The following is a 22,556-nucleotide window of genomic DNA, read 5'->3' as shown; positions in this document are numbered from 1 at the left end:
CGGTGGCAGGTGGTGCAGGTGCCGGTCCAGCAGTTCAGCAGGTCCTGGATGGCGTCGAGGATCTGGTAGAGGGTGAGTCCGGTGTATCGGCTTTTGGGGCCAGGCGCTGTTCGGTGAGGAACGCGTGGGCGGCGGTGACCAGGGTGACGTGGTGATGCCAGCCGTTCCAGGAACGTCCCTCGAAGTGGTCCAGGCCGAGGCCGTGCTTGAGTTCCCGGTAGTCGTGCTCGATCCGCCAGCGGATCTTGGCCAGGCGGACCAGTTCGGCGATCTGGGCGTCGGCGGGCAGGTTGGACAACCAGTAGTCGGTGGGTGCCTCCGCGTCGGCGGGCCATTCGACCAGCAGCGTCACCTCGGGCAGGACACCGTCCCAGCAGCCGTCCCGCGCGGTGGCGGCGGCCTGCGCCAGGCGGCGGGCCCTGACTCCGGCCGGCCGCACCCGCAGTGCCAGGAAGTGTGAGCGCATGGGTCCACGGGAGCCTTCCCGCCAGGTCACCTCGGTGAAGGCCTGCCGGCCCTGGCCGGCCGCCAGCGCGGCCACCGAGGACGGCTTGTCGCGGTAGCGGGGCTGCGGCTTGCGGCCGTTGCCCGACCACGCCGGGGCGGTGGGCTGAGCGTCGTGCGGGTGGGCGGTCACATCCGAGCGGACGGCGACGACATAGTCGACGCCCCGACGCTCCAGCCCGTCGCGGAAGTCGGCGTTCTGCCCGTAACCGGCGTCGGCCACCAGCACCGGCGGGACAAGGCCCCATCCGGCCAGTTCGTCCAGGACGTCCAACGCCAGGCGCCACTTCTCCCGGTGCCCGACCTCCTCGGGGATCCCCGTCTTGCGCCGACGGACGGCATCGGCCGCCCACTCCTGGGGCACGAACAACCGCCACTGCAACGGACAGGACGCGGTGTCGGAGACCGCGTGCACGCTCACCGCGACCTGGCAGTTGGCCTGCTTGCCCAGTGCTCCGCAGTACTGAGGCGCGACCGCGACCGACATCTTCCCGCCCTTGGGAAAGGACACGTCATCGACCGCCCACGCGTCCGGGCCGATCTGCGGCACCATCCGCTGCGCGATCCGCTGCCGCACCAACACCGGATCCCAGGTCGACTGGTTCACGAACTGCTGCAGGTTCTGCTCGTTGCCGTCCGGCAACCGCTCTGCCATGGCCTGAATGGACTTGCGGCGCCCGTCCAGCATCAGCCCCCGCAGATAGCAGTCACCCTTCGCCCGCTGGTCCTTGCGCGGCACCGACGCGAACACGTCAGCCACGAATAACGCCAACTTGGCCCGAGCCCGGTTCACTTCATGTGCGTCCACACCTCCAACATGCTCCCGAACAGGACCGAGAGGAAGACCTAACGGAGTCCTACTAGTGCTGCGACCGGAAAGGTTCACCGGCTCGCGACGCCCGGCACGGCACCTCGCCGCGTTGTCGCACCACCCGAGTACATCCAGTACGCGGGCGATGCTCCGCCTTGCGATGCACCGCACCGGACGCCGCAAGCCTTCCGGCAAACCTTTCCGGTCACAGCACTAGCCGAGCGCGCGCAGTCCGGGCACGAGTGCGACCAGTACCGGGACCACGGGGACCAGCGCGGCGGTCGCCGTCAGCCGCAGCCGGTGCCTGGCGGGGAGCCGGTCCGGAGCGGCGAGCAACCGGTCGACGCGCTGCGGGAGATGTGCGTGGCCGGCCGGGCCGGGACCGAACACGCCCCGGTCCTCGTTGAGTTCGACCAGGGCGAGCGCGGTGGTGAGCCGGCCGTGCCGCCGGGAGGCCATGTCGTCGGCGGCCAGTTCGACCAGCCGGTGCATCTCGTCGCGGAACGCCGCGAACACCGGGATCTGCGGAAAGCCGCCGGCCAGCGCGGCCGAGCAGTGCAGCAGCCAGTCGTGCCGGGCCTGGGCGTGCCCCTGTTCGTGGGCGAGCACCGCGTCCAGTTGCCGCCCCTTCAGCCGGCGCAACGCGGCCGTGGTCACGACGAGTCGGGGCGGCGCGCCGGGCAGCCACCAGGCGTCGGAGCGTTCCCCCTCGAGTACCACGAGACGGTCGGCGGACCCCTCCTCGCCGGGCAACAGCGGCGCCCGAAGCCGGAGTTCGGCCCTCCGTCGGCGGCGGCCGGCCCTGGCCCCGGCGATCTCGCGCACCAGCATCGCGCCGCTCCACAGTCCGGCGCAGGCGAGGGTCACCGCGGTCACCGCCGCCCAGGAGCCGGTCGCCGCGAGCGGGTAGGCGTCCGCCACCCCGTGCGGGGCGCTGGCGAACAGGTGCCCTCGCGCCACCTCCCAGGCCGCCGCCGCGCTCAGCGTCATCGACAGCGCGCAGCACAGCAGGACGGCCGCCACCACGCACTGCCACACCCACAGGGCGACCACCGGCTCCCGGTCCGTCCAGTCGGCCCGGGCGAGCAGTCGGGGGCCGGCCACGGCCGTCAGGATGCCGAGCAGCAGCAGTGCCACGGGGACCGTCATGACCGGCAGCCTATGAGCGAGGGGCCGCTCAGGATACGTTCCCTTGCGTCAAAGTGACGCAGGCAACGCGTGTGCCCCGTGTGCTGTGGCCCGGTTCAGAGTCCCAACAGCATGGCCACCATCCCGATGCCCATCGACAACCGGCAGGCCCGCGCCAGTTCGGGCCGGTCGCCCCACCGGCCGGCCGGCCCGCTGCCGGGCGCCGCCACCGCGACCGGAACCAGACGGGCCCCGGACAGCAGGACATAGCCGGTGAAGTAGACGAGCAACAGCCCGGTCACCGCCGGGACTCCGGCGCCGCCGTGGTGATGTCCGCCTGGGGAGGCCGCCATCGCGACCGCCATGTAGACCATCGCCGCCGTGCCCACCAGGTGGTGCAGATGGTGCGCGCTGTCACGGGCGCTCCACAGGGCGCGCAGCGCGGCCGCGCCGAACACCGCCGCGTACAGCGGCCATGCCCACGCCGGCGGAGTGAAGACGGTCGCGGGCACGGCCATCGCGGCCATGCCGAACCCCATCAGTGCCTCGCCGCCCGCGGCCCGCCGCTGTGCCTCGACGCTGCTGCGCATCCGCAGCAGGCAGTAGGCCCCGGTCGCCGCGCACAGCGCGACCAGCAGCCAGCCGGGCGAAGCCGGTCCGTGCACGCGCACCTCCCCGCTCGACGTCGCATCGAGGGATGCGATGCCCCGCCCACCGGGCGCGCACGCGAGCGCAAGGGTGTACACGGGGAGCACTCGGCGGAGCACAGCAGGTGAGGGCGGCCTGTTCGAACGGTATCGGACGTGCGTCCGTGCGGCATGTTCGAGAGTATTTCACGAGTAAAACACATGTTAAATTGATGGTATGAGCACTGCGACCCCGACCTCCCGACGTCTGCCCCTCGCCGGCGCCCTGCGCCTCGGCCGGCCCTCCGACATCTGGTTCAAGCCCGCCCTCAGCGTGGTCGCCGCGGTCGCTCCGCCCAACCTGGCCCTGCTGGCGCTGGGCCGCCTCGACCTGGCGATGTACACCATGGCCGGATCGCTGTGCGCCCTCTACGGCCACAACCGCCCCTACCCGGCCCGTGCCCGCACGCTGGCCCTGGTCGTGCTCGGCATGACCGCCGGCCTCGCCGTCGCCCTGCTCGCCGCCTCGCTCACCGCGAACGCGGTCGTGCTGGTCACCGTCGGCGCCCTGATGGCCGCGGCACACAAGGTGCTGTGCGACGCGACCCGGGTCGGGCCGCCCGGGAACGTGGTCCTCACCTTCATCGGCTCCGCCTCGCTGTTCGCCCCGCAGACGCTCGGCGAGGTGCCCGCCCACGTCGGACTCGCCCTGCTCGCGGGGGGCTGGGCCTGGCTGGTCGGCATGGCACCCGGACTGCTGCGCCCGCACGGTCCGGAACGCCGGGCCACCGCCCGGGCGCTGAACGCCACCGCCGCCTACGCGGACACCCGCGGCACCGGGGAGGGCCACGACCGGGTCCGGGCCGCCGCGGCGGCGGCCGTGCAGGCGGCCTGGCAGTCCCTGTTCGCCACCGGTGCCCGCACCGACCGCACCCGCCGAGCCCTCGAACACCTCGTCGTCCGCGCCGAGGTCGCCCTCGCCGCCCCCGCCGACACCGACCCCGGACGGCTGCGCGACTGGGCACACCGGCTGCGCGGCACCGGACGCGTCCCGCGGGTGGCCGGCGCCGCCGACGACCTTCTCGGCGTCGACGCCGAACGTGCCGCGGCGCCCCGTCCGCCCTGGCGCCGGCTCGGCCCGCTCGGGCCGCTCGCCGCCCGTACCGCGCTCGGCTGCGCCCTCGCCGGGTACGCCGCCCTGGCCCTCGGTGTCGGCCGCCCGTACTGGGCGCTGGTCACCGCCGCCTCCCTCTACCAGGCGAACACCACCCTGACCTGGAGCCGGGGCGTCCAGCGCGTCGTCGGCAACCTCATCGGCGTCCTGGTCTTCGCCGCCCTCGCACCCCTGGCGCACCTGCACCCGGCCGTGCTGGTGTCGAGCTGCCTCGCCCTCAACTTCGGCGCCGAGGCGCTGATCGGCCGCAACTACTGGCTCGGCAGCGTCTGCGTCACCCCGATGGCGCTGCTCATCACCGAGTTCGCCCGCACCCAGGACTCCGGGCGGCTGATCACCGAACGGGTCCTGGACACCCTGGTCGGCGCGCTCGTCGGCTTCGCCGCCGCCGTCGTGGTCACCGACCGGCGGGCCGGCGACCGCATCGAACAGGCCCTGGCCGCCGTCGAGCGGGTCCGGGAGGACACCGCCCGGCTGCTGGCCGAGCCGCACCCGGACCCGCGCGCGCTCGAGGCCGCCCGCCGTGCCCTGTCCGCGGCCCTCGCCGAACTGCGCGCCACGGCCGACGCCGCGTCCGGCGAGTGGTGGCGGGGCGCGCTGCCCGAGGAGCGGGTCGTGCTCGCCGAGCAGTCCGGACACCGTACGCTCGCGGCGACGGTACGACGCCAGGGACCGCACTCCTTGGACGGCACGAGGACTACGGAGGACGTACGGCCATGACGGCGACCAACGGACGACCGGCGGCCGACGGCGACCCGGACGGGGGCGAGGGCAGAGCGGACACGGTCGCCGGGGTCGTCCGGCAGTGGCGGGCCGTCCACCCCCAGCTGGACACCGGACCCATGGAGGTCATCGGCCGGATCAACCGCTGCGCCGCCCTCCTCCAGCAGGCCGAGGACGCGCCGCTGCGCAGGGCGGGTCTCAGCCGTCCCGAGTTCGACCTGCTCGGCGCGCTGCGCCGCACCGGCCATGAACTCACCCCGAGCGAGCTGGCCAAGGAGACCTTCTCCTCCGGCGCCGCCGTCACCAAGCGGCTCAAGCAGCTCAGCGAGCGGGGCCTGGTCGAGCGGCGGGGCGACTCCCGGGACCGGCGGGTGGCCCATCTCCGGCTCACCGACACCGGGCGCGAACTGGTCGACGCCATCCTGCCCGAGCAACTCGCCTACGAGACGGCGGTGCTGTCCGTCCTCGCCCCCGACGGACAGGGCGAACTGGCGGGTCTGCTCGCCGAGCTGCTGGGACGCCTCGAGGGCAGGATGGGCGCGCTGCGGGCCTGACCGCGGCGGATGCCACGAGGTGCCGCGGCGCTCGGACTCAGCCGTGGCGTCCCGGGCGGAAGACGCCGAACGCCGCGCCCCGCGGATCGGCGAGCACGGCGATGCGCTGACCGTCCGGCACCGTCATCGGGGCCGTCCGCACGGTCCCGCCCGCCGCGACCGCCGCCGCGGCCGCGGTGTCCACGTCCTCCACCGCGAAGTACGGCAGCCAGTGCGGCGGCGCCTCGGGCGGGAACCGGTCGCCCATGTCGGCCATCCCGCCGAACTGCTGCCCGCCCACGGCGAACTCCGTGTACCACTCGGAGGACTCGGCGTTCCAGCCGAAGACGGTGGTGTAGAAGTCCGTGGCCCGCCCGGTGTCCCGGGTCGCCAGCTCCACCCAGCCCAGCGCTCCGGGCGCGTTGAGCAGTCCGGCACCGGGGAAGGCCCGCGCCTCCCACATCTGGAAGGCGGCACCGGTGGGATCGAGGGCGACCGCGAAGCGGCCCGCGTCGAAGATGTCCATCGGGCCGACGACCACGGTGCCGCCCGCCTCCTCCACCAGCCGCGCGGCCGCGTCCGCGTCGGGCACCGCGAACGACACGTTCCACGCGACCGGCTGGGACTCCTGGTAGAGCCGGCTGATGGCCGCGACCGCCGCGTCCCCGAGATGCGCCACGGTGTAGCAGCCGGCCTCCTGCCGGGGATCGGTCTCCGGACGCCAGCCGAACAGCTCCGCGTAGAACCCCTTGGCGCTCTCCAGGTCGTCGGTTCCCAGCTCCGTCCAGCAGGGCCCGCCCGCAACCGGCTTGTCGAAATCCATGGCCGCTCCTCGTGTGGTCTCTCCTGCGAACGCTAGACCCCGCCACTGACAGCGGCGATCGGACCCGGGCGCGCCCTCAGACCCCCGGCCGGTACCGGATCGGATGGTCGGCCGGCACCTCGACCAGCACGATCCGGATACCGTCCGGGTCCGCGATCCACATCTCGATCAGGCCCCACGGCTCCTTCACCGGCGGACGCACGATCTCGACGCCCTTGGCCACCAGTTCCCCGTGCGCCGCGCCGGCGTCCGCCACCTGCAGCCACAGCTGCACCGCGGGGGAGGCGGGGGCGTCCGCCCGCCCGGAGACCTCCAGGAAACCGCCGCCGAGGAAGTACACCGTGCCGCGCTCGGGACCGGTGCCGAACTCGCGGTAGACGGCGAGACCGAGCTGCTCGCCGTAGAAGGCACGGGAGCGCTCGGGGTCGGCGGGACGGAGAAGGGTACGGCTGCTCACCACATGCACCATGCGACCGGAGCGTAACGTTCCGCGGCGCCCCCACCCCGCCTCCCGCGCCCGAGCCCGGCACCGGGATCCCGAGCCGCCGCGCCGGACGCCCCGCCCGACCGCCCTCCCCGCGCCCCCGACGCCCCCGAACCGTCGGCCGGACGCGGCGCTAGGCTCATGCCCGCTCAGTGTGACCGAGACCGGGAGACCGCCCATGGAGAACGCCGCCGCCGGACTGACCTTCCGCGACGCCACCGACGCCGACGTGGACGCGCTGGTCGCGCTGATCGAGTCGGCCTACCGGGGCGACGCCAGCCGGGCCGGCTGGACCACGGAGGCGGACATCCTGGAGGGGCAGCGGACCGACCCGGAGGGCGTCCTGGAGGTCGTCAAGGCGCCGGACGGCAAGCTGCTCACGGTCGAGCGCGACGGCCGGATGGTCGCCTGCTGCCAGCTGGAGCACCGCGGCACCCACGCCTACTTCGGCATGTTCGCGGTCAGCCCCGCATTCCAGGGCGCGGGCCTCGGCAAGGCGGTCATCGCCGAGGCGGAGCGCCGGGCCCGCCGGGAATGGGGCGCCACGGAGATGCACATGACGGTGATCTCCGTGCGCGAGGACCTGATCGCCTGGTACGAGCGGCGCGGCTACCGCCGTACGGGAAGGATGACGCCGTTCCCGTACGGCGACGAGCGCTTCGGCATCCCCCAGCGTGCCGACCTGCAGTTCGAGCTGCTGGTCAAGCCGCTGGTGTGACGGCTCACGCGGTGAAGCGGGCGGTGCGTTTGATCTCCGGGTAGTCGGTCGTCGCGCCGTCCAGCTGGAGCGCCCGCACCAGACGCAGGTCGTCCTGGGTGTTCACCACCCAGCCGATCACCTTCAGGTCCGCCTTGCGGGCGTGCTCGACGACCTCCAGGGTCAGCCGCCGGATGTTGAGGCAGAGCGTCGCCGCCCCGGCCTCCCTGGCCCGCTCCACCACGTCGGTGCCGAAGCGGCTGGCGATCAGCGCGGTCCGCACGCCCGGCACCAGCCGGCCGATCTCGGCGACGGCCTCGTCGTGGAAGGACGACACCTCCACCCGGGACACCAGATCCCGCCGCTGCATCAGGTCGGCCAGCGCGCGGGCCGCCGCGACGTCCTTGATCTCGGCCTGCAGGGGGGCCTGCACCGCGTCCAGGACCTCCTCGAACAGCGGCACCCGCTCGCCGCGGCCCGCGTCCAGGGTGCGCAGCTCCTCCAGGGTCTTCTCGGCGATCGGGCCGGTGCCGTCGGTCGTGCGGTCGACCTCCGCGTCGTGCATGACGACCAGGGCGCCGTCCTTGCTCAGGTGCAGATCGAGTTCGATCAGGTCGAGGCCGGCCTGCTGGGCGGCGACGAAGGAACGGAGGGTGTTCTCGGGCTCGACGCCCATGACTCCGCGGTGACCGATGGTAAGGAAGTTCAAGATTCAACTCGCTTCCGTCGACGGCGGCGGGGGATGCACGCGCGCGGACCGTACGACGGGACGTCGCTGTCCACGCGGCTGGGCGCAGCCTAACGGCCGCCCGTCGCGATGAACCCCCTGCGTACGCGGGGGATTGGTGCGCCGGGCGCGCGGCGCCTGCCCTGTGCCCCTGTTGGCGGTCACCCGGGGGTGGGCGCGTTGCGCCGCGCATTGACCGGCCGGATCCATGCGCTGCCCGGGAGCTGACGCCCCGTCACAGATCGTGGTGAATGTGAGCGCCTTCACGGTTTCAGACAGGAAAAAGCGCGGTGAAGATGCGATGCCGCAGGATAATTTCCCGAGAGCCCTCTTGCTGGGAGAAAGCCCGTACGCATACGGTGTCCATACGCGAGGTACACCCGTGGAGGATGGGTCATGACGGAAATTCTTGTGCAGGTGGGTTCGGAGGAGCAGGTTTCTCCCGTGACCAGGGTGGTCGAGCACCCTGCATGGCCCGTGCTCAAGGATGGTGTGGAGCGGATCCGGCCATGGCAGGCCAAGGACGGGTCGATCGATTTCGGCGCCGAGGACGCCCCGGCGCGCGCCGACGCGGAGCGGGCCGTGGACACCGTGATCGCCGCCGTCGAGGAGCTGTCCCCGCTGCTCCCGCACGACGCCGACTACCACCGGGCCCTCGTGACCGACCTGCGGCGCTGGGCGGTCGGCGGCTTCCAGGTGCCCGACTTCCTCGACTCGCTGCTGGCCTTCCAGCCCGCCGCGAGCCGCGCGCACGGCCTCCAGCACCTGGTCGTCTTCCCGATGTACACCCAGAACGGCAACCCGGACCGCAACCTGGAGGCGGTCGTGCTGCGCATGGTCTGGCCGGAGTGGCTGGCCGAGCTGGAGCGCACCCGGTACGACAACCCGCTGTTCTGCGGCATCACCTTCGAGGACTTCACGGCCGGCTACGACACCAACTCCGCCGTCCTCTTCCCCGAGACCATCGCCGTGCGCGAAGCGCCGGAACGATTCTCCTGGGGCGGTATCTTCTGCGACCGCGAGGCCGCCCGGTTCCGCCGGGTCACCGACGCGGCGGTCGGCATACTCGGCCTGGAGCTGCCCGAGGACATCGCCGCCATGGTCCACGACCAGAAGCGCTGCGAGGAGGCCTTCGTGCTCTGGGACATGGTCCACGACCGCACCCACAGCCACGGCGACCTGCCGTTCGACCCGTTCATGATCAAGCAGCGCCAGCCGTTCTGGATGTACGGCCTGGAGGAGCTGCGCTGCGACCTCACCGCCTTCAAGGAGGCCGTGAAGCTGGCGGCCGACGGCGTCCCGCAGGCCCGTGACGTGCAGTACGCGGTGCTCTTCGACCGGATGTTCCGCTTCCCGGTCACCGGCGACCGGGTGCGCAACTACGACGGGCTCGGCGGCCAGCTGCTCTTCGCCTACCTGCACAAGCACGACGTGGTCCGCTGGACCGACAACAGGCTCTCCATCGACTGGGAGCGTGCCCCGCAGGTCACCAACCAGCTGTGCGGCGAGATCGAGAAGCTGTACAAGGACGGCATCGACCGCCCGAAGCTCGTCCACTGGTTCGCCGGCTACGACCTGGTCGCCACCTACCTCGCCCCGCACCCCGGCTCGAAGTGGGCCAAGGGGCCCGACGCCCTCGACCTGAGCCTGCCGCCGCGCAAGCTCGTGGACGACGTGCTTCCGGACGAGTTTCCGCTGAGCATGTTCTACGAGGCCCTGTCCAAGAAGCTGAAGAACGTGATCGCCGAGACCAAGGGCATCACGGCGGACAGCGCCGAGCCGGTCGCCGCGTGAGCGACCGTCTTCGGAACACTACTCAAGAGGGGAAGCACATGGCGGGCAACGGGTCTCTCAGTGGTGCGGTGATCGCGGTGGCCGGGGCGGGCGGACCCGCCGGGCACGCCACCCTGGTCAGGCTCGCGGAGGCGGGCGCGACCGTGGTCGGCGCCGACAACAACCCCGAGCGCCTGGCCGAGGCGGTGGACGCGGCCCGCTACGCGGGCGGCGGCGCCGTGGTCACTGGCGAGACGGTCGACCTGCTCGACCTGGAGTCGACCCGGGCCTGGGCCGACCGCATCGAGAAGGACCACGGCCGGGTCGACGGCCTGGTCCACCTGGTCGGCGGCTGGCGCGGCAGCGCCAACTTCGCCGAGACCGACCTGGCCGACTGGGACCTGCTGGAGAAGCTGCTGATCCGCACCGTGCAGCACACCTCCCTGGCCTTCTACGACGGTCTGCAGCGCAGCGACCGGGGACGGTACCTGCTGATCAGCGCGTCCGGCGCGTCCCGGCCCACCGCCGGGAACGCCGCGTACTCGGCCGCCAAGGCGGCGGCCGAGGCCTGGACCCTCGCCATGGCCGACGGCTTCCGCAAGGCCGGGGGCGAGGCGGGCCCGAAGTCCGCTGCTGCGATCCTGGTGGTGAAGGCGTTGGTGCACGACGCGATGCGCGCCGAGCGACCCAACGCGAAGTTCGCGGGCTTCACGGACGTCACGGACCTGGCCGAGGCCGTGGAGGGCGTCTGGAGCAGGCCCGCCTCCGAAGTGAACGGAAACCGTCTGTGGCTGACCGAGCAGCCGTGAACCCTCCGAAGACCGACGCGCGTCGCCACCACGACCCGGAGGTCCGCGGCTTCGCCAGTGACAACTACGCCGGAACCCACCCCGAGGTGCTGGCCGCCCTGGCCCTGGCCAACGGCGGCCACCAGGTGGCCTACGGCGAGGACGAGTACACCGAGAACCTCCAGCGGATCATCCGCGGCCACTTCGGCGCGACCGCGGAGGCCTTCCCGGTCTTCAACGGCACCGGCGCGAACGTCGTCGCGCTCCAGGCGGTCACCGACCGCTGGGGCGCGGTGATCTGCGCCGAGAGCGCCCACATCAACGTCGACGAGGGCGGCGCCCCCGAGCGCATGGGCGGCCTCAAGCTGCTCACCGTGCCCACGCCCGACGGCAAGCTCACCCCGGAGCTCATCGACCGGCAGGCGTACGGCTGGGAGGACGAGCACCGCGCGATGCCGCAGGTCGTCTCGATCACCCAGAGCACCGAGCTCGGCACCCTCTACACCCCGGACGAGATCCGGGCGATCTGCGAGCACGCCCACGCGCACGGCATGAAGGTGCACCTGGACGGCTCCCGGATAGCCAACGCGGCGGCCTCCCTGGACGTGCCGATGCGTACGTTCACCAACGCCGTCGGGGTCGACATCCTCTCGCTGGGCGGCACCAAGAACGGTGCCGTGTTCGGCGAGGCGGTCGTGGTGATCGACCAGGACGCCGTCAGTCACATGAAGCACCTGCGCAAGCTGTCCATGCAGCTGGCCTCCAAGATGCGCTTCGTGTCGGTGCAGTTGGAGGCGCTGCTGGCGAAGGATCTGTGGCTGCGCAACGCCCGGCACGCCAACGAGATGGCCCAGCGGCTCGCCGAGGGCGTCCGCGCCGTGCACGGCGTTGAGATCCTTTACCCGGTGCAGGCCAACGGGGTCTTCGCGCGGCTCCCGCACGACGTGAGCCTGCGTCTGCAGAAGCGCTTCCGGTTCTACTTCTGGGACGAGGCCGCCGGGGACGTGCGGTGGATGTGCGCGTTCGACACCACCGAGGAGGACGTGGACGCCTTCGTCGCCGCCCTCAAGGAGGAGATGGCCCGCTAGTCCGGCTCGATGCATAGATATGCGGCCACCTGAAAAGTCATTGACTCTCGGGTGGTCGCATTCCTATGCTCTGCGCCCATGCAGCTGATCCAGAACACCGCCGACCTGTCTGCCTATTTGGCCGCCGATGAGGCCGTCGACCACCATCATCCGCTGGTCAGGGAGACAGCCGCACGGCTGGCCTCGGGATCCGCGGACTCGTATGAATTTGCGCGGGTCGCCTACGAGTTCGTACGGGACTCCGTCCCGCACTCGGCCGACAGCGGCGATCCCCGCGTCACCTGGAGGGCCTCGGACGTACTGGAGCGGCGCACCGGCATCTGTCACGCCAAGGCCCACGCCCTCGCCGCCCTGCTGCGCGCCGAGGACATCCCCACGGCCCTGTGCTACCAGCGCCTGACGGACGACGGCGGCACCGGGCACGTCGTGCACGGACTGGTCGCCGTCCGGTTCGGCGGAGCCTGGCACCGGCAGGATCCGCGCGGCAACAAGCCCGGCGTCGACGCGCGGTTCTCCCTCGACGGCGAGCGGCTGGCCTGGATCCCCGATCCGGAGTCCAGTGAGATGGACTATCCGGTCCTGTACGCTGAACCTCACCCGGCGGTGCTCGGCGCGTTGAAAGCGGCACCCGACCGGCCGGGCCTGTGGAAGACGCTCCCCACCGCACTCTGAGGCAATGCAGATGACTCTCACGCTCACCGTGTCCGACGAGGTGCGCGCGCTCGCGCCCGGCTTCACGCATCTCGCGATCGAGGCCCACGGACTGGTCAACGGCCCGAGCAGTGAAGCGAGTTCGGCTCTCCTCGACGAGGCGGCCCGACGGCTCGCCGCCCGCCTGGACGGGCGCGCCCCGCACGAGGATCCGCACATGGCGGCCTGGCGCGCCGCCTACACCGCGTTCGGCTCCAAGCCGAACCGGACCCGGAACTCCGCCGAGGCGCTGGCCAGGCGGGCCCTCGCGGACGGCGGTCTGCCCCGCGTCAACCTGCTCGTGGACCTCTACAACGCCGTCAGCGTCGCCCACCTGATCCCCGTCGGCGGCGAGGACCTCGACCTCATCCAGGGCGGGATGCGCCTGGTGCGGGCCACGGGGGAGGAGGACTTCGTGACGGTCGCGGCCGGCGAGGAGGCCGTCGAGCACCCGGACTCCGGCGAGGTCGTGTGGAGTGACGGAGCGGGTGTCACCTGCCGCCGCTGGAACTGGCGTCAGGGCCCGCGCACCCGGCTGACCGGGGGCACCACCTCGGCCCTCTTCCTCCTGGAGAGCCTCGCGCCGATGCCGGTCGCCGACGTCGAGGCGGCGGGCGCCGAACTCGCCGAACTGCTGGAGAAGTTCAGCCCCGGGGCCCGTATCGAGGTACGGGCCCCCGAGTCGGCGGGCTGAGGCTCAGACCGCCTCGGCCGCCTTCAGCTGCTCCTGGGTGGGTGCCGTACCCCCCAGGTGGGTCGGGAGCCACCAGGTGTCGGCCGGGTCCTTGGGCCGGGCCGGATAGGCGCGCTGCGCCGCTTCCAGCAGGTCCTGGACGCGGTCGCGCAGGCGGCGGGTGATGGCGCCCGCGTACTGGTCGCGCGGGGCCTCCACCGGCTCGCCCACCCGGATGGTGACGGGCAGGTGGTCGCGCTTGAAGTTGCGCGGCTGGCCCTTGGTCCACAGCCGCTGCGTGCCCCACAGGGCCATCGGGATCAGTGGGACGCCGGCCTCCTGGGCGAGCCGTGCCGCGCCCGACTTGAAGCTCTTCAGGGTGAACGACTGGGAGATCGTGGCCTCGGGGAAGACCCCCACGATCTCACCGGACTTGAGGGAGTCCAGGGCGTGCTGGTACGCCGTCTCGCCCTGCTTGCGGTCCACCGGGATGTGCTTCATGCCGCGCATCAGCGGGCCGGAGATCCGGTGGCGGAAGACCGACTCCTTGGCCATGAAACGCACCAGACGCTTCTGCGGCAGAGCGGCCAGACCGTCGAAGACGAAGTCCAGGTAGCTGATGTGATTGCTCACCAGCACGGCCCCGCCCGAGCGCGGGATGTTCTCGGAACCCTGGCAGTCGATCTTCAGGTCCCAGACCTTGAACAGCGTCTTGGCGAAACCGATGACGGGACGGTAGACCAACTCTGCCATGGGCGGGGCGGACCCTTTCTGCTCTGCCTGGGAAAGGGGCTCCCGGCGGGAAAGTTACGGAGCCGTAGGTTTACGACGCGTATCGCAGATCGTGCCCGAAGAACGGACGGGGAGCCAGCCCTGGTGCCCCGGAGTGGCGAGATCCTCGTCACGTCGGCCTATGATCCACCTCGGATTTTTAACCCGCCTTTACTTCGCCCCCGCCGCCGGCCGGCGCACCAGCCGGAACACCTCGCACCCCAGGCAGTACCCGAACGCGGCGTTCAGGAACGCCGCGGCGAGCGCGAGCCCGGTCGCCGCGAGACCCAGCCAAACCGGCCCCACGCCGAAGCCGACCAGGCCGAGTCCCGCGAACACGAGTCCCACCGCCTGGGCGAATCGCGGGGGTTCGGGTGGTTCGAACTCCGTAGCGGGAGCGAGCCGGGGCCGTACGGCCTTCCGGAACACCCACCCGTACGGCGACCGGCTCACGCCCGCGGCCGCGCCGACCGCGAACGCCAGCGTCTGCCAGGCGAGGATCCAGGGGCTTGTCGTGATGAGCGCGGCGGCCAGCACGACCGTCGTCACGGCCGCCGCGAAACGGGGCCCACGCGCGTCGATGTCCATGAACCAAGGATTCCGCCCCGAAGACCGGCAGGGGAGTCGGGAATCTTTGCAGTCTCGTGAACGCTGGCCGTCAGGGCGGGCGGAGTCATGAATGCTGGTGTCCGTGACGAGCGGACTGACGGTGTGCGCGGCGGTGCTCGCCGCGGCGAGTGTCTACGGAGTGCTGCACAGGCGGCGGAGCGGGAGGGTACGGGTGCGCGGGCGGGACGACGGCAGGCGGCTCTCGGCGGCCGAACTCGGCGGCGAACTGGGCGGACGGGCCACGCTGGTGCAGTTCTCCAGCGCCTTCTGCGCCCCCTGCCGGGCCACCCGGCGGGTGCTCGGCGAGGTCGCCGCCATGGTCCCCGGGGTCGCCCACGTCGAGATCGACGCGGAGGACCGCCTGGACCTGGTGCGCGAACTGGGGATCCTCAAGACGCCCACCGTCCTGGTGCTCGACGCCGGCGGCCTGGTGGTGCGCCGGGCCACCGGGCAGCCGCGCAAGGCGGACGTCATCGCCGCGCTGGGAGAGGCCGTCTGACGAGGGTGGCGATGACGGTGAGGCAGCTCCCATATCCCGGAACGTACTTGACTGGGTGTACCACCTATCGTCAGCCTGACTGTATGTCTCATGAACTCCTTCTCTTCGGGCGGGTCCACGTGGACCTGGCCCGCACCGCGAGCGCGCGGTGTCCGGGTCACTGATCATCCCCGGACCTGAACGCCGCCTCCCCCAGAAGGACGACTCCATGACGGCCACGCCCGACCTCGGTACCCCTCGGCTCGCCTCCCCCGACCTCCTCCGCTCCGCCTTCCGGCGCCACGCCGCCGGAGTCGCGGTGATCACCGCGCGCGGCGCGAGCGGCCCGGTCGGCTTCACGGCCACCTCGCTCACCTCCGTCTCCGCCGAGCCCCCGATGCTCTCCTTCGGCGTCGGCACGGGAGCGTCCAGCTGGCCCGCGATATCCACCGCCGAGCACATCGGCGTGCACATCCTCGGCGAGCACCAGGCGGAGCTCGCGGCCACCTTCGCGCGCAGCGGCGCCGACCGGTTCGGGGCGCCCACCGGCTGGCGCGAGGGTCATGCCGGGGTGCCCGTCCTCGACGACGTGCTGGTCTGGCTGGTGTGCCGGGTCGTCGCCCGCGTTCCGGCCGGCGACCATCGCATCGTGCTGGCCGAGGTGGTCCTCGGCGACCCCTCCCGCGCCGGCCGGCCGCTCCTCTACCACCAGGGTGCTTTCAGCGGACTGCGGGATTGATCACGCGCCCCCGTTCTGCGGGGGTGTCGAGTTCCGGTTACGCTGCGTTGCGAAGGTCACAGTTCAAAGCGCTTGCTTAGCGGGCAGGAACTGGTTGTACTGGTGAGTAATATTTCGTTCGGAGCGCGCGGCCGCCCCGACCGGGATGAGCCGCTTGAGGCGCCTATGCTGCCCTCAAGAGGCAGCCACGAAAAGACGATGCGGTAGGAGAGCCGGCGTGAGCCTGAGGATCGTTGTCACTGTGAAGTACGTGCCCGACGCCACGGGCGACCGGCATTTCGCCGATGACCTGACCGTGGACCGTGACGACGTGGACGGTCTGCTCTCCGAGCTGGACGAGTACGCGGTCGAGCAGGCGCTGCAGATCTCCGAGAACTCCGACGACGACGTCGAGGTCACCGTCCTCACGGTGGGCCCCGAGGACGCGAAGGACGCGCTGCGCAAGGCGCTGTCCATGGGCGCGGACAAGGCGATCCACGTCGAGGACGACGACCTGCACGGCACCGACGCCATCGGCACCTCGCTGGTGCTGGCCAAGGCGATCGAGAAGGCCGGCTTCGACCTGGTGGTCTCCGGCATGGCCTCCACCGACGGCACCGCCGGCATCGTCCCGGCGCTGCTGGCGGAGCGCCTCGGCGTCCCGCAGGTCACCCTGCTGTCCGAGGTCTCCGTCGAGGACGGCACCGTCAAGGGCCGCCGTGACGGCGACGCCGCCTCCGAGCAGCTGGAGGCCTCCCTGCCGGCGGTCGTGTCCGTCACCGACCAGTCGGGCGAGGCGCGGTACCCGTCCTTCAAGGGCATCATGGCGGCGAAGAAGAAGCCGGTCGAGTCCTGGGACCTGTCCGACCTGGACATCGAGGCCGGCGAGGTCGGTCTTGAGGGCTCCTGGACCGCGGTCGAGACCGCGACCGCGCGTCCGGCCCGCACCGCGGGCACGATCGTCAAGGACGAGGGCGAGGGCGGCAAGCAGCTCGCCGCCTTCCTCGCGGAGCGCAAGTTCGTCTGACACGGCCCGGTGGGCCGGAAGTCCGTCCGAGCCCCGCAGCCGCCGACCGCCCCTCAACCTCGTTTCGCAGGAGAGCAATCCCATGGCTGAAGTCCTCGTCTACGTCGACCACGTGGACGGTGCCGTCCGCAAGCCCACCCTGGAGCTGCTGACGCTGGCCCGCCGGATCGGCGAGCCCGTCGCCGTCGCGCTGGGCAACGGCGCCGCCGGCACCGCCGCCGCCCTCGCCGAGCACGGCGCGGTGAAGGTCCTCACCCACGAGGCGTCCGAGTACGCCGACTACCTGGTCGTCCCGAAGGTCGACGCGCTGCAGGCCGCCGTCGCCGCGGTGTCCCCGGCCGCCGTCCTGGTCCCGTCCTCCGCGGAGGGCAAGGAGATCGCCGCGCGTCTGGCGCTGCGCATCGGGTCGGGCATCATCACCGACGCCGTGGACCTCGAGGCCGGCGACGAGGGCCCGGTGGCCACCCAGTCGGTGTTCGCCGCGTCCTTCACCACCAAGTCCCGGATCTCCAAGGGCACCCCGGTCATCACGGTCAAGCCCAACAGCGCCGCCGTGGAGGCCGCCCCGGCCGCCGGTGCCGTCGAGGCCCTGGACGTCACCTTCTCGGAGAAGGCGACCGGCACCAAGGTCACCGGCCGCACCCCGCGCGAGTCGACGGGCCGTCCGGAGCTGACCGAGGCCGCGATCGTGGTCTCCGGCGGCCGCGGCGTCAACGGTGCCGAGAACTTCTCGGTCATCGAGGCGCTCGCCGACTCCCTCGGCGCGGCCGTCGGCGCCTCGCGCGCCGCGGTGGACGCGGGCTGGTACCCGCACACCAACCAGGTCGGCCAGACCGGCAAGTCCGTGTCCCCGCAGCTGTACATCGCCAACGGCATCTCCGGCGCCATCCAGCACCGCGCCGGCATGCAGACCTCGAAGACGATCGTCGCGGTCAACAAGGACGCGGAGGCCCCGATCTTCGAGCTCGTCGACTTCGGCGTGGTCGGCGACCTCTTCGACGTCGTGCCCCAGCTCACCGAGGAGATCAACACCCGCAAGGGCTGATCACCGCCGGGCTGTCCGAGGCCCCCGCGACCGGCACCGGTCGCGGGGGCCTCGTGGCGTCAGCGCAGACTCAGCGACACCTGCACGGGCAGATGGTCGCTGGGGAACTGGCCGTGCATCGAGAAGGTGTCCATCGTCGCCTCGTGCGTGGTCACGCCCGGCGAGGTGAGGATCCAGTCGATCCGGTCGCCGTCCTGCCGGAGCCGGTGGTAGCCGTGGAAGGTGCCGTACGGGGTGCCGCGCCGCTCCGCCGTGTCCCAGGCGTCCGCGAGGCCGGAGCCCACCAGCGTGTCGTACGCCGGGTTCTTGTGCGCGGCGGCGTTGAAGTCCCCGGTCACCACCACCGGCAGCGCGGGGTCGAACTCCGCGATCCGCCGGACCAGCAGATCCGCGCCGCGCTCGCGGGCGTACTGGCTGCGCTGGTCGAAGTGGGTGTTGGCGACGTAGAACTCCCGGCCGTCGTCGGCGAGATCGCGGAAGCGGACCCAGGTGACGATCCGGGGGAACGCGGCGTTCCAGGTGTTGGAGCGGATCACCTCGGGGGTGTCGGAGAGCCAGAAGGTGTAGTGCTCCACGGGGGCCAGGCGCCGGATGTCGTAGTAGATCGCGGTGGACTCGTCGCGGCTGCCGCCCTCGCGGCCGGTGCCGATCCAGTCGTAGTGCGGTCCGAGGTCGCCGTCGATGTCGCGCAGCTGCTGGTAGAGGCCTTCCTGGGTGCCGACGACGTGGGGGCGCGCGCGGCGCAGCAGTTCGCGCATGACGGGCCTGCGGTCGGCCCAGCTGTTGGGTTCGGCGGTGCTCGCGTACCGCAGGTTGAAGGTCATGACGTCGAGCCGGGGCGCGCGCCGCGGCGGAGCCGAAGGGGCCGCCCGCCGTGACCGCAGGATGGCCGACGGCCCGGAGGACGCGGAGGAGGCGGAGATCGCGGCGCTGGAGAGGGGCACGGTGACCGCCGCCGCCAACAGGATCTGCAGGCCAAGGCGGCGGGTGACTCGGCGCTGGTGCGGCACGGGTGCTCCTTCGGTGGCGTGGGCCGGACGAGGCGTGCGTGAGGCGAGTCCTGCGCAGAGAGTGTGCTACCCAGGTGTGAGTCAAGCGTGAACATGCCCAGATGGGGGCGTGTCGGCCCGTGGACATGGTGTTGACCATCCCGAAGGCGCCCGGATAACTTCATTCAACGGATTGTTGATTCCGTACAGTGGAAAACAGGAGGGTGTGGGATGGGCCAGGGCCAGCAGCAGAAGGTGGCGACGAGTCTCGCGGGCGCCGTCAGCGAGGAGATCAGCGCCTCCCTCGCGCCGGTCGACGCCGAACTGGAGCACCGCTACCCGGGCGACCCCGGCACCCGCCAGCCCGTCCACACCGTCTACGTCCCCGGTGACGCCTTCGCCGCCGACACCGTCCGCTCCTGGGGCGACCTGGCCCTCGCCGCCCTGGACGAACACGCCCCCGACGCCGCCTCCTTCGCCGCCGTCCTCGGCCTGTCCGAGGAACTCGCCGAGCCCGTGCACACCCGGGTCCGGGCCAAGCTGGAGCGCGAGCCGATCGAGGACCTGCGCGTCGACTTCGAGGACGGCTACGGCCCCCGCCCCGACGCGGAGGAGGACGAGACCGCGGCCCGCGCCGCCCGGCTGATCGCCCAGGCCTACGCGGACGGCACCGCGGCCCCGTACATGGGTATCCGGATGAAGTGCATGGAGGCCGCGGTCCGCGACCGGGGCATCCGCACCCTGGACATCTTCCTCACCGGCCTGATGGCGGCCGGCGGGCTGCCCGACGGCCTGGTGCTCACCCTGCCCAAGGTGACCTACCCCGAGCAGGTCTCCGCGATGGTCCGGCTCCTGGAGGCCTTCGAGAAGACCCACGGCCTGGCGGCGGGCCGGATCGGATTCGAGATCCAGATCGAGACCAGCCAGTCCATCCTCGCCGCCGACGGCACCGCCACCGTCGCCCGGATGATCCAGGCCGCCGAGGGCCGGGCCACCGGACTGCACTACGGCACCTTCGACTACAGCGCCTGCCTCGGCGTCTCCGCCGCCTACCAGGCCAGTGACCACCCGGCGGCAGACCACGCCAAGGCCGTCATGCAGGTCGCGGCCGCGGGCACCGGAGTACGCGTGTCGGACGGCTCCACCAACGTCCTGCCGGTCGGCCCCACGGCCAGGGTGCACGACGCCTGGCGGCTGCACTACGGGCTCACCCGGCGCGCCCTGGCCCGCGCCTACTACCAGGGCTGGGACATGCACCCGGCGCACATCCCGACCCGGTACGCGGCCGTGTTCGCCTTCTACCGGGAGGGATTCGAGCAGGCGGCCGCCCGGCTCGCCCGGTACGCCAACCGCACCGGCGGTGACGTCATGGACGAGCCGGCCACCGCCAAGGCCCTCGCCGGCTACCTGCTGCGCGGGCTGGACTGCGGCGCCCTCGGCATCGCCGAGGTCGCCCGGCTGGCCGGTCTGACCCGCGCCGACCTGGAGGGCTTCGCGGCGCCCCGGCGCGGCGGTCTGACGGCCTCGGGCAGCTGACGCACAGCCGTCAAGCCATGCCCTCTCCGGGTGACTTGAACCGACCCCGCCGTCACCCGGTCCCCGCCGCGCCGTCCGGGCGGCGGGGACCGGCGACGGCACGGGCGGCACCGGTGGGTGCGTCGGCGACGTCTACCTCCAAGGCGGTGCCGAGGGCGGGCCGGTCCCCGACGTGCCCGCCCGCTGATCACGCAGGTACCGCTCCAGCCCCGACGCGACCGCCCATTTCCGCTCGGCGAACAGCCGGGTGCCCTGCCGGCACAGTTCGGCGTCGGCCCGCGCCCGCGCGCAGAACTCCTCGGGCGTGCCACCGAAGAGCCCCCGCAACTCCTCCGACTCGTCGAGGAGTTGCGTGAGAAGGGCGTGCTCACCGGGATGGCGGCGGGGGGTGCCGGTCCCGTCGTGCAGGACGCCGTGCCGGTTGACGTAGGCGTGCACGCCGGTCAGCGCGGTGCCGTCCGCGAGGCTGACGCGGACGTGCGGGGCGGGCAGCCAGGCCCGGCCGAAGTTGCCGTCCGGCAGCGGCGCGCCCTCGCTCGCGTCGATCACCTCCAGCTGCCGTCCGTTCAGCCAGACGACGAACAACTCCCGTACCGTCGCGGGGGACCGCAGCGGAGATGCCGAGACATAGCCCAGGCGGCTGACGTGTGCGGAGACCCCCACGTCGAGACCGGTGACCCGGGTACGCACCATGGGGATCGGCCCGCTCACCCCGGACTCGGCCATCTTGTGCTGGAGTTGGGCGGGAGAGGCGTTGGAGCCGACCGCGAGCACCGGTACCCGGCCGTCGTCGTGCACCAGCCGCTCCAGCGGCAACAGCCGGTCGCCGTCGAGGAGTCCGGAGTCGGCGGGCCAGGAGCCCGGATAGGTCAGCGGGTGGTCGCGCGGTGCCCGGTCGAGTCCCAGCTCCGCGAGCGTACGGCCCCTCACGCGCCGCTCACGCCGAGGGCGGCAGCTCGCCCGAGCCGCGGGTGACCAGCCGGGTCGGCAACTCGATGCGCTCGGGTGCCAGGAGGGTGCCGTCCAGCTGGCGGAAGAGCCGCTCGGCGGCGGTACGGCCGAGCAGGGCCGCGTCCTGGGCGACGACCGTGAGCCCCGGGTGCAGCAGATCGGCCAGCTCGATGTCGTCGAAGCCCACGAGCGCGACCGGGCGGGGCAGTTCGGCCAGGACCCGGATCACGGTGACCGTCACGCGGTTGTTGCCCGCGAAGATCGCGGTGACGCGGTCGGGCCCCGACAGCATCTCCTCGGCGGCCACCCGCACCCGCTCCGGGTCCGTCACGCCGAGCGAGGTCCACGCCTGTTCGACGGGTATCCCGGCGTCCTCCATCGCGGCCCGGTAACCGCGCAGCCGCTCGGCCGCCGTGTGGATGCGGGGCATGTCACCGATGAAGCCGATCCGGCGGTGGCCGTGCGCGATCAGATGGGCGACCCCGTCCCGGGCGCCGCCGAAGCTGTCGGACAGCACCACGTCCGCGTCGATCTTCCCGGCCGGGCGGTCCACGAACACCGTGGCCACGCCGGCCCTGATCTCCGGTTCCAGATAACGGTGGTCGTCGCCCGCCGGGATCACCACCAGCCCGTCCACCCGCCGCGCGCACAACGCGAGCGCCAACTCCTGCTCCCGGTCCGGGTCCTCGGCACTCGAGCCGTTGATCAGCAGCGCGCCGTGGGCCCGTGCCACCTCCTCCACGGCACGGCTGAGCGGGCCGTAGAACGGGTCGGCGAGGTCCTCCAGGACCAGACCGATGCTCGCGGTACGGCCCTTGCGCAGCACCCGCGCGCTGTCGTTGCGGCGGAAGCCCAGCGCGTCGATCGCCTCCTGGACCCGCCGCTCGGTGTCCGGGGTCACCCCGGGCTCGCCGTTGACCACCCGGCTCACCGTCTTCAGGCCGACACCGGCGCGCGCAGCCACGTCCTTCATCGTCGGCCGGGTCCCGTAACGGGAGCCGGGAAGACGGTCTGCGCGGCGGGAGGTGTCGGGCACGATGCGGCGTCCTGTCCTGTCGTCCACGGTGGGATTCCTGTTGTCCACGGGGGATGCACAGGTCCATGGGTTTGTATGAGGATGTGGCGTCGAGCATAGAGCCTGGACAACGTTGTCAGATGCGGGGGAGACTGTCCACCGCAATCTCCGGCCC

General features: G+C 72.1%; 24 protein-coding genes. 13 read left to right on the top strand and 11 right to left on the bottom strand.

All coding sequences use genetic code 11. From position 1 onward, the window contains the following. Window positions 1-34 precede the first annotated feature (34 nt). The 3 genes from ACFY3I_RS26350 to ACFY3I_RS26340 all read right to left on the bottom strand — a co-directional run bounded on the left by ACFY3I_RS26350 (window position 35) and on the right by ACFY3I_RS26340 (window position 3,108). Window positions 35-1,312 (bottom strand): IS701 family transposase, encoded by a 1,278-nt coding sequence (locus ACFY3I_RS26350; RefSeq protein WP_390863205.1) that lies wholly within the window; start codon window positions 1,310-1,312, stop codon window positions 35-37. A 216-nt stretch (window positions 1,313-1,528) separates the two neighbouring features. Further along, window positions 1,529-2,464, bottom strand: coding sequence for a M56 family metallopeptidase (locus ACFY3I_RS26345; protein ID WP_390863203.1), 936 nt, complete (start codon window positions 2,462-2,464; stop codon window positions 1,529-1,531). Window positions 2,465-2,559: 95 nt separating this feature from the next. Further along, the gene (locus ACFY3I_RS26340; RefSeq protein WP_390863201.1) at window positions 2,560-3,108 is read right to left on the bottom strand and encodes a DUF5134 domain-containing protein; all 549 of its coding nucleotides are present in this window, start codon (window positions 3,106-3,108) and stop codon (window positions 2,560-2,562) included. Window positions 3,109-3,307: 199 nt separating this feature from the next. On the opposite strand from ACFY3I_RS26340, the gene ACFY3I_RS26335 reads away from it, so the two are divergent. Together ACFY3I_RS26335 and ACFY3I_RS26330 are read left to right on the top strand one after the other, a co-directional pair. Beyond that, on the top strand, window positions 3,308-4,963 hold the full coding sequence (locus ACFY3I_RS26335) for an FUSC family protein (protein WP_390863199.1): 1,656 nt from the start codon (window positions 3,308-3,310) through the stop codon (window positions 4,961-4,963). After that, window positions 4,960-5,520 (top strand): MarR family winged helix-turn-helix transcriptional regulator, encoded by a 561-nt coding sequence (locus ACFY3I_RS26330; protein ID WP_390863198.1) that lies wholly within the window; start codon window positions 4,960-4,962, stop codon window positions 5,518-5,520. The genes ACFY3I_RS26335 and ACFY3I_RS26330 overlap by 4 nt, the downstream gene beginning before the upstream one ends. 37 nt (window positions 5,521-5,557) lie before the next feature. On the opposite strand, the gene ACFY3I_RS26325 is transcribed toward ACFY3I_RS26330, so the two are convergent. Beyond that, on the bottom strand, window positions 5,558-6,322 hold the full coding sequence (locus ACFY3I_RS26325) for a VOC family protein (RefSeq protein WP_390863196.1): 765 nt from the start codon (window positions 6,320-6,322) through the stop codon (window positions 5,558-5,560). A gap of 76 nt (window positions 6,323-6,398) precedes the next feature. Continuing rightward, window positions 6,399-6,791 carry a VOC family protein gene (locus ACFY3I_RS26320; RefSeq protein WP_365291087.1) on the bottom strand — a complete coding sequence of 131 codons (393 nt, stop codon included), beginning with the start codon at window positions 6,789-6,791 and terminating at the stop codon, window positions 6,399-6,401. A 193-nt stretch (window positions 6,792-6,984) separates the two neighbouring features. Between ACFY3I_RS26320 and ACFY3I_RS26315 the strand changes: the two genes are divergently transcribed. Further along, window positions 6,985-7,524, top strand: coding sequence for a GNAT family N-acetyltransferase (locus ACFY3I_RS26315; protein WP_390863194.1), 540 nt, complete (start codon window positions 6,985-6,987; stop codon window positions 7,522-7,524). A gap of 4 nt (window positions 7,525-7,528) precedes the next feature. Here the strand turns inward: ACFY3I_RS26315 and ACFY3I_RS26310 are convergent, their stop codons facing one another. After that, a complete protein-coding gene (locus ACFY3I_RS26310; protein WP_365291082.1) occupies window positions 7,529-8,212 on the bottom strand; it encodes a glycerophosphodiester phosphodiesterase family protein in 684 nt (227 codons plus the stop codon). Window positions 8,213-8,626: 414 nt separating this feature from the next. Between ACFY3I_RS26310 and ACFY3I_RS26305 the strand changes: the two genes are divergently transcribed. From ACFY3I_RS26305 to ACFY3I_RS26285, 5 genes are all read left to right on the top strand, one after another. After that, window positions 8,627-10,024 carry a DUF6421 family protein gene (locus ACFY3I_RS26305; protein WP_390863191.1) on the top strand — a complete coding sequence of 466 codons (1,398 nt, stop codon included), beginning with the start codon at window positions 8,627-8,629 and terminating at the stop codon, window positions 10,022-10,024. A gap of 38 nt (window positions 10,025-10,062) precedes the next feature. Next, window positions 10,063-10,812 carry an SDR family NAD(P)-dependent oxidoreductase gene (locus tag ACFY3I_RS26300; RefSeq protein WP_390863189.1) on the top strand — a complete coding sequence of 250 codons (750 nt, stop codon included), beginning with the start codon at window positions 10,063-10,065 and terminating at the stop codon, window positions 10,810-10,812. Further along, window positions 10,809-11,879 carry a low specificity L-threonine aldolase gene (locus ACFY3I_RS26295; protein ID WP_365291076.1) on the top strand — a complete coding sequence of 357 codons (1,071 nt, stop codon included), beginning with the start codon at window positions 10,809-10,811 and terminating at the stop codon, window positions 11,877-11,879. The genes ACFY3I_RS26300 and ACFY3I_RS26295 overlap by 4 nt, the downstream gene beginning before the upstream one ends. A gap of 78 nt (window positions 11,880-11,957) precedes the next feature. Further along, window positions 11,958-12,551 (top strand): transglutaminase domain-containing protein, encoded by a 594-nt coding sequence (locus ACFY3I_RS26290; RefSeq protein WP_390863187.1) that lies wholly within the window; start codon window positions 11,958-11,960, stop codon window positions 12,549-12,551. Window positions 12,552-12,561: 10 nt separating this feature from the next. Beyond that, window positions 12,562-13,263, top strand: coding sequence for a B3/4 domain-containing protein (locus tag ACFY3I_RS26285; protein ID WP_390863335.1), 702 nt, complete (start codon window positions 12,562-12,564; stop codon window positions 13,261-13,263). A 3-nt stretch (window positions 13,264-13,266) separates the two neighbouring features. On the opposite strand, the gene ACFY3I_RS26280 is transcribed toward ACFY3I_RS26285, so the two are convergent. Both ACFY3I_RS26280 and ACFY3I_RS26275 read right to left on the bottom strand, forming a co-directional pair. Then, entirely contained in the window at window positions 13,267-13,995 is a 729-nt protein-coding gene (locus ACFY3I_RS26280) for a lysophospholipid acyltransferase family protein (protein WP_390863185.1), read from the bottom strand. 189 nt (window positions 13,996-14,184) lie between these two features. Further along, window positions 14,185-14,601 carry a DUF4395 domain-containing protein gene (locus ACFY3I_RS26275; RefSeq protein ID WP_390863184.1) on the bottom strand — a complete coding sequence of 139 codons (417 nt, stop codon included), beginning with the start codon at window positions 14,599-14,601 and terminating at the stop codon, window positions 14,185-14,187. 103 nt (window positions 14,602-14,704) lie between these two features. On the opposite strand from ACFY3I_RS26275, the gene ACFY3I_RS26270 reads away from it, so the two are divergent. The 4 genes from ACFY3I_RS26270 to ACFY3I_RS26255 all read left to right on the top strand — a co-directional run bounded on the left by ACFY3I_RS26270 (window position 14,705) and on the right by ACFY3I_RS26255 (window position 17,890). Continuing rightward, entirely contained in the window at window positions 14,705-15,121 is a 417-nt protein-coding gene (locus ACFY3I_RS26270) for a TlpA family protein disulfide reductase (RefSeq protein ID WP_390863182.1), read from the top strand. Between the two features lie 208 nt (window positions 15,122-15,329). Beyond that, window positions 15,330-15,839, top strand: a complete 510-nt coding sequence (locus tag ACFY3I_RS26265; RefSeq protein ID WP_365291065.1) for a flavin reductase family protein — start codon at window positions 15,330-15,332, stop codon at window positions 15,837-15,839. A 217-nt stretch (window positions 15,840-16,056) separates the two neighbouring features. Continuing rightward, window positions 16,057-16,845, top strand: coding sequence for an electron transfer flavoprotein subunit beta/FixA family protein (locus ACFY3I_RS26260; RefSeq protein WP_365291063.1), 789 nt, complete (start codon window positions 16,057-16,059; stop codon window positions 16,843-16,845). 82 nt (window positions 16,846-16,927) lie between these two features. Beyond that, complete coding sequence (locus ACFY3I_RS26255) at window positions 16,928-17,890, top strand: electron transfer flavoprotein subunit alpha/FixB family protein (RefSeq protein WP_390863180.1); 963 nt, start codon at window positions 16,928-16,930, stop codon at window positions 17,888-17,890. 59 nt (window positions 17,891-17,949) lie between these two features. Here the strand turns inward: ACFY3I_RS26255 and ACFY3I_RS26250 are convergent, their stop codons facing one another. Next, window positions 17,950-18,900 carry an endonuclease/exonuclease/phosphatase family protein gene (locus tag ACFY3I_RS26250; RefSeq protein ID WP_390863179.1) on the bottom strand — a complete coding sequence of 317 codons (951 nt, stop codon included), beginning with the start codon at window positions 18,898-18,900 and terminating at the stop codon, window positions 17,950-17,952. Between the two features lie 210 nt (window positions 18,901-19,110). Here ACFY3I_RS26250 and ACFY3I_RS26245 point away from each other — a divergent pair, with 210 nt between their 5' ends. Further along, on the top strand, window positions 19,111-20,415 hold the full coding sequence (locus ACFY3I_RS26245) for a DUF6986 family protein (protein ID WP_390863177.1): 1,305 nt from the start codon (window positions 19,111-19,113) through the stop codon (window positions 20,413-20,415). Window positions 20,416-20,547: 132 nt separating this feature from the next. Here the strand turns inward: ACFY3I_RS26245 and ACFY3I_RS26240 are convergent, their stop codons facing one another. Together ACFY3I_RS26240 and ACFY3I_RS26235 are read right to left on the bottom strand one after the other, a co-directional pair. After that, entirely contained in the window at window positions 20,548-21,345 is a 798-nt protein-coding gene (locus tag ACFY3I_RS26240; protein WP_390863174.1) for a hypothetical protein, read from the bottom strand. Window positions 21,346-21,352: 7 nt separating this feature from the next. Further along, window positions 21,353-22,429 (bottom strand): LacI family DNA-binding transcriptional regulator, encoded by a 1,077-nt coding sequence (locus ACFY3I_RS26235; protein WP_390863172.1) that lies wholly within the window; start codon window positions 22,427-22,429, stop codon window positions 21,353-21,355. Window positions 22,430-22,556: the final 127 nt, after the last annotated feature.

The organism is Streptomyces sp. NPDC001068 (assembly GCF_042897315.1).
Lineage (GTDB): Bacteria > Actinomycetota > Actinomycetes > Streptomycetales > Streptomycetaceae > Streptomyces.
The sequence above is the reverse complement of the archived record's forward strand: the minus strand, read 5'-3'. Positions and strand labels throughout refer to the sequence as shown.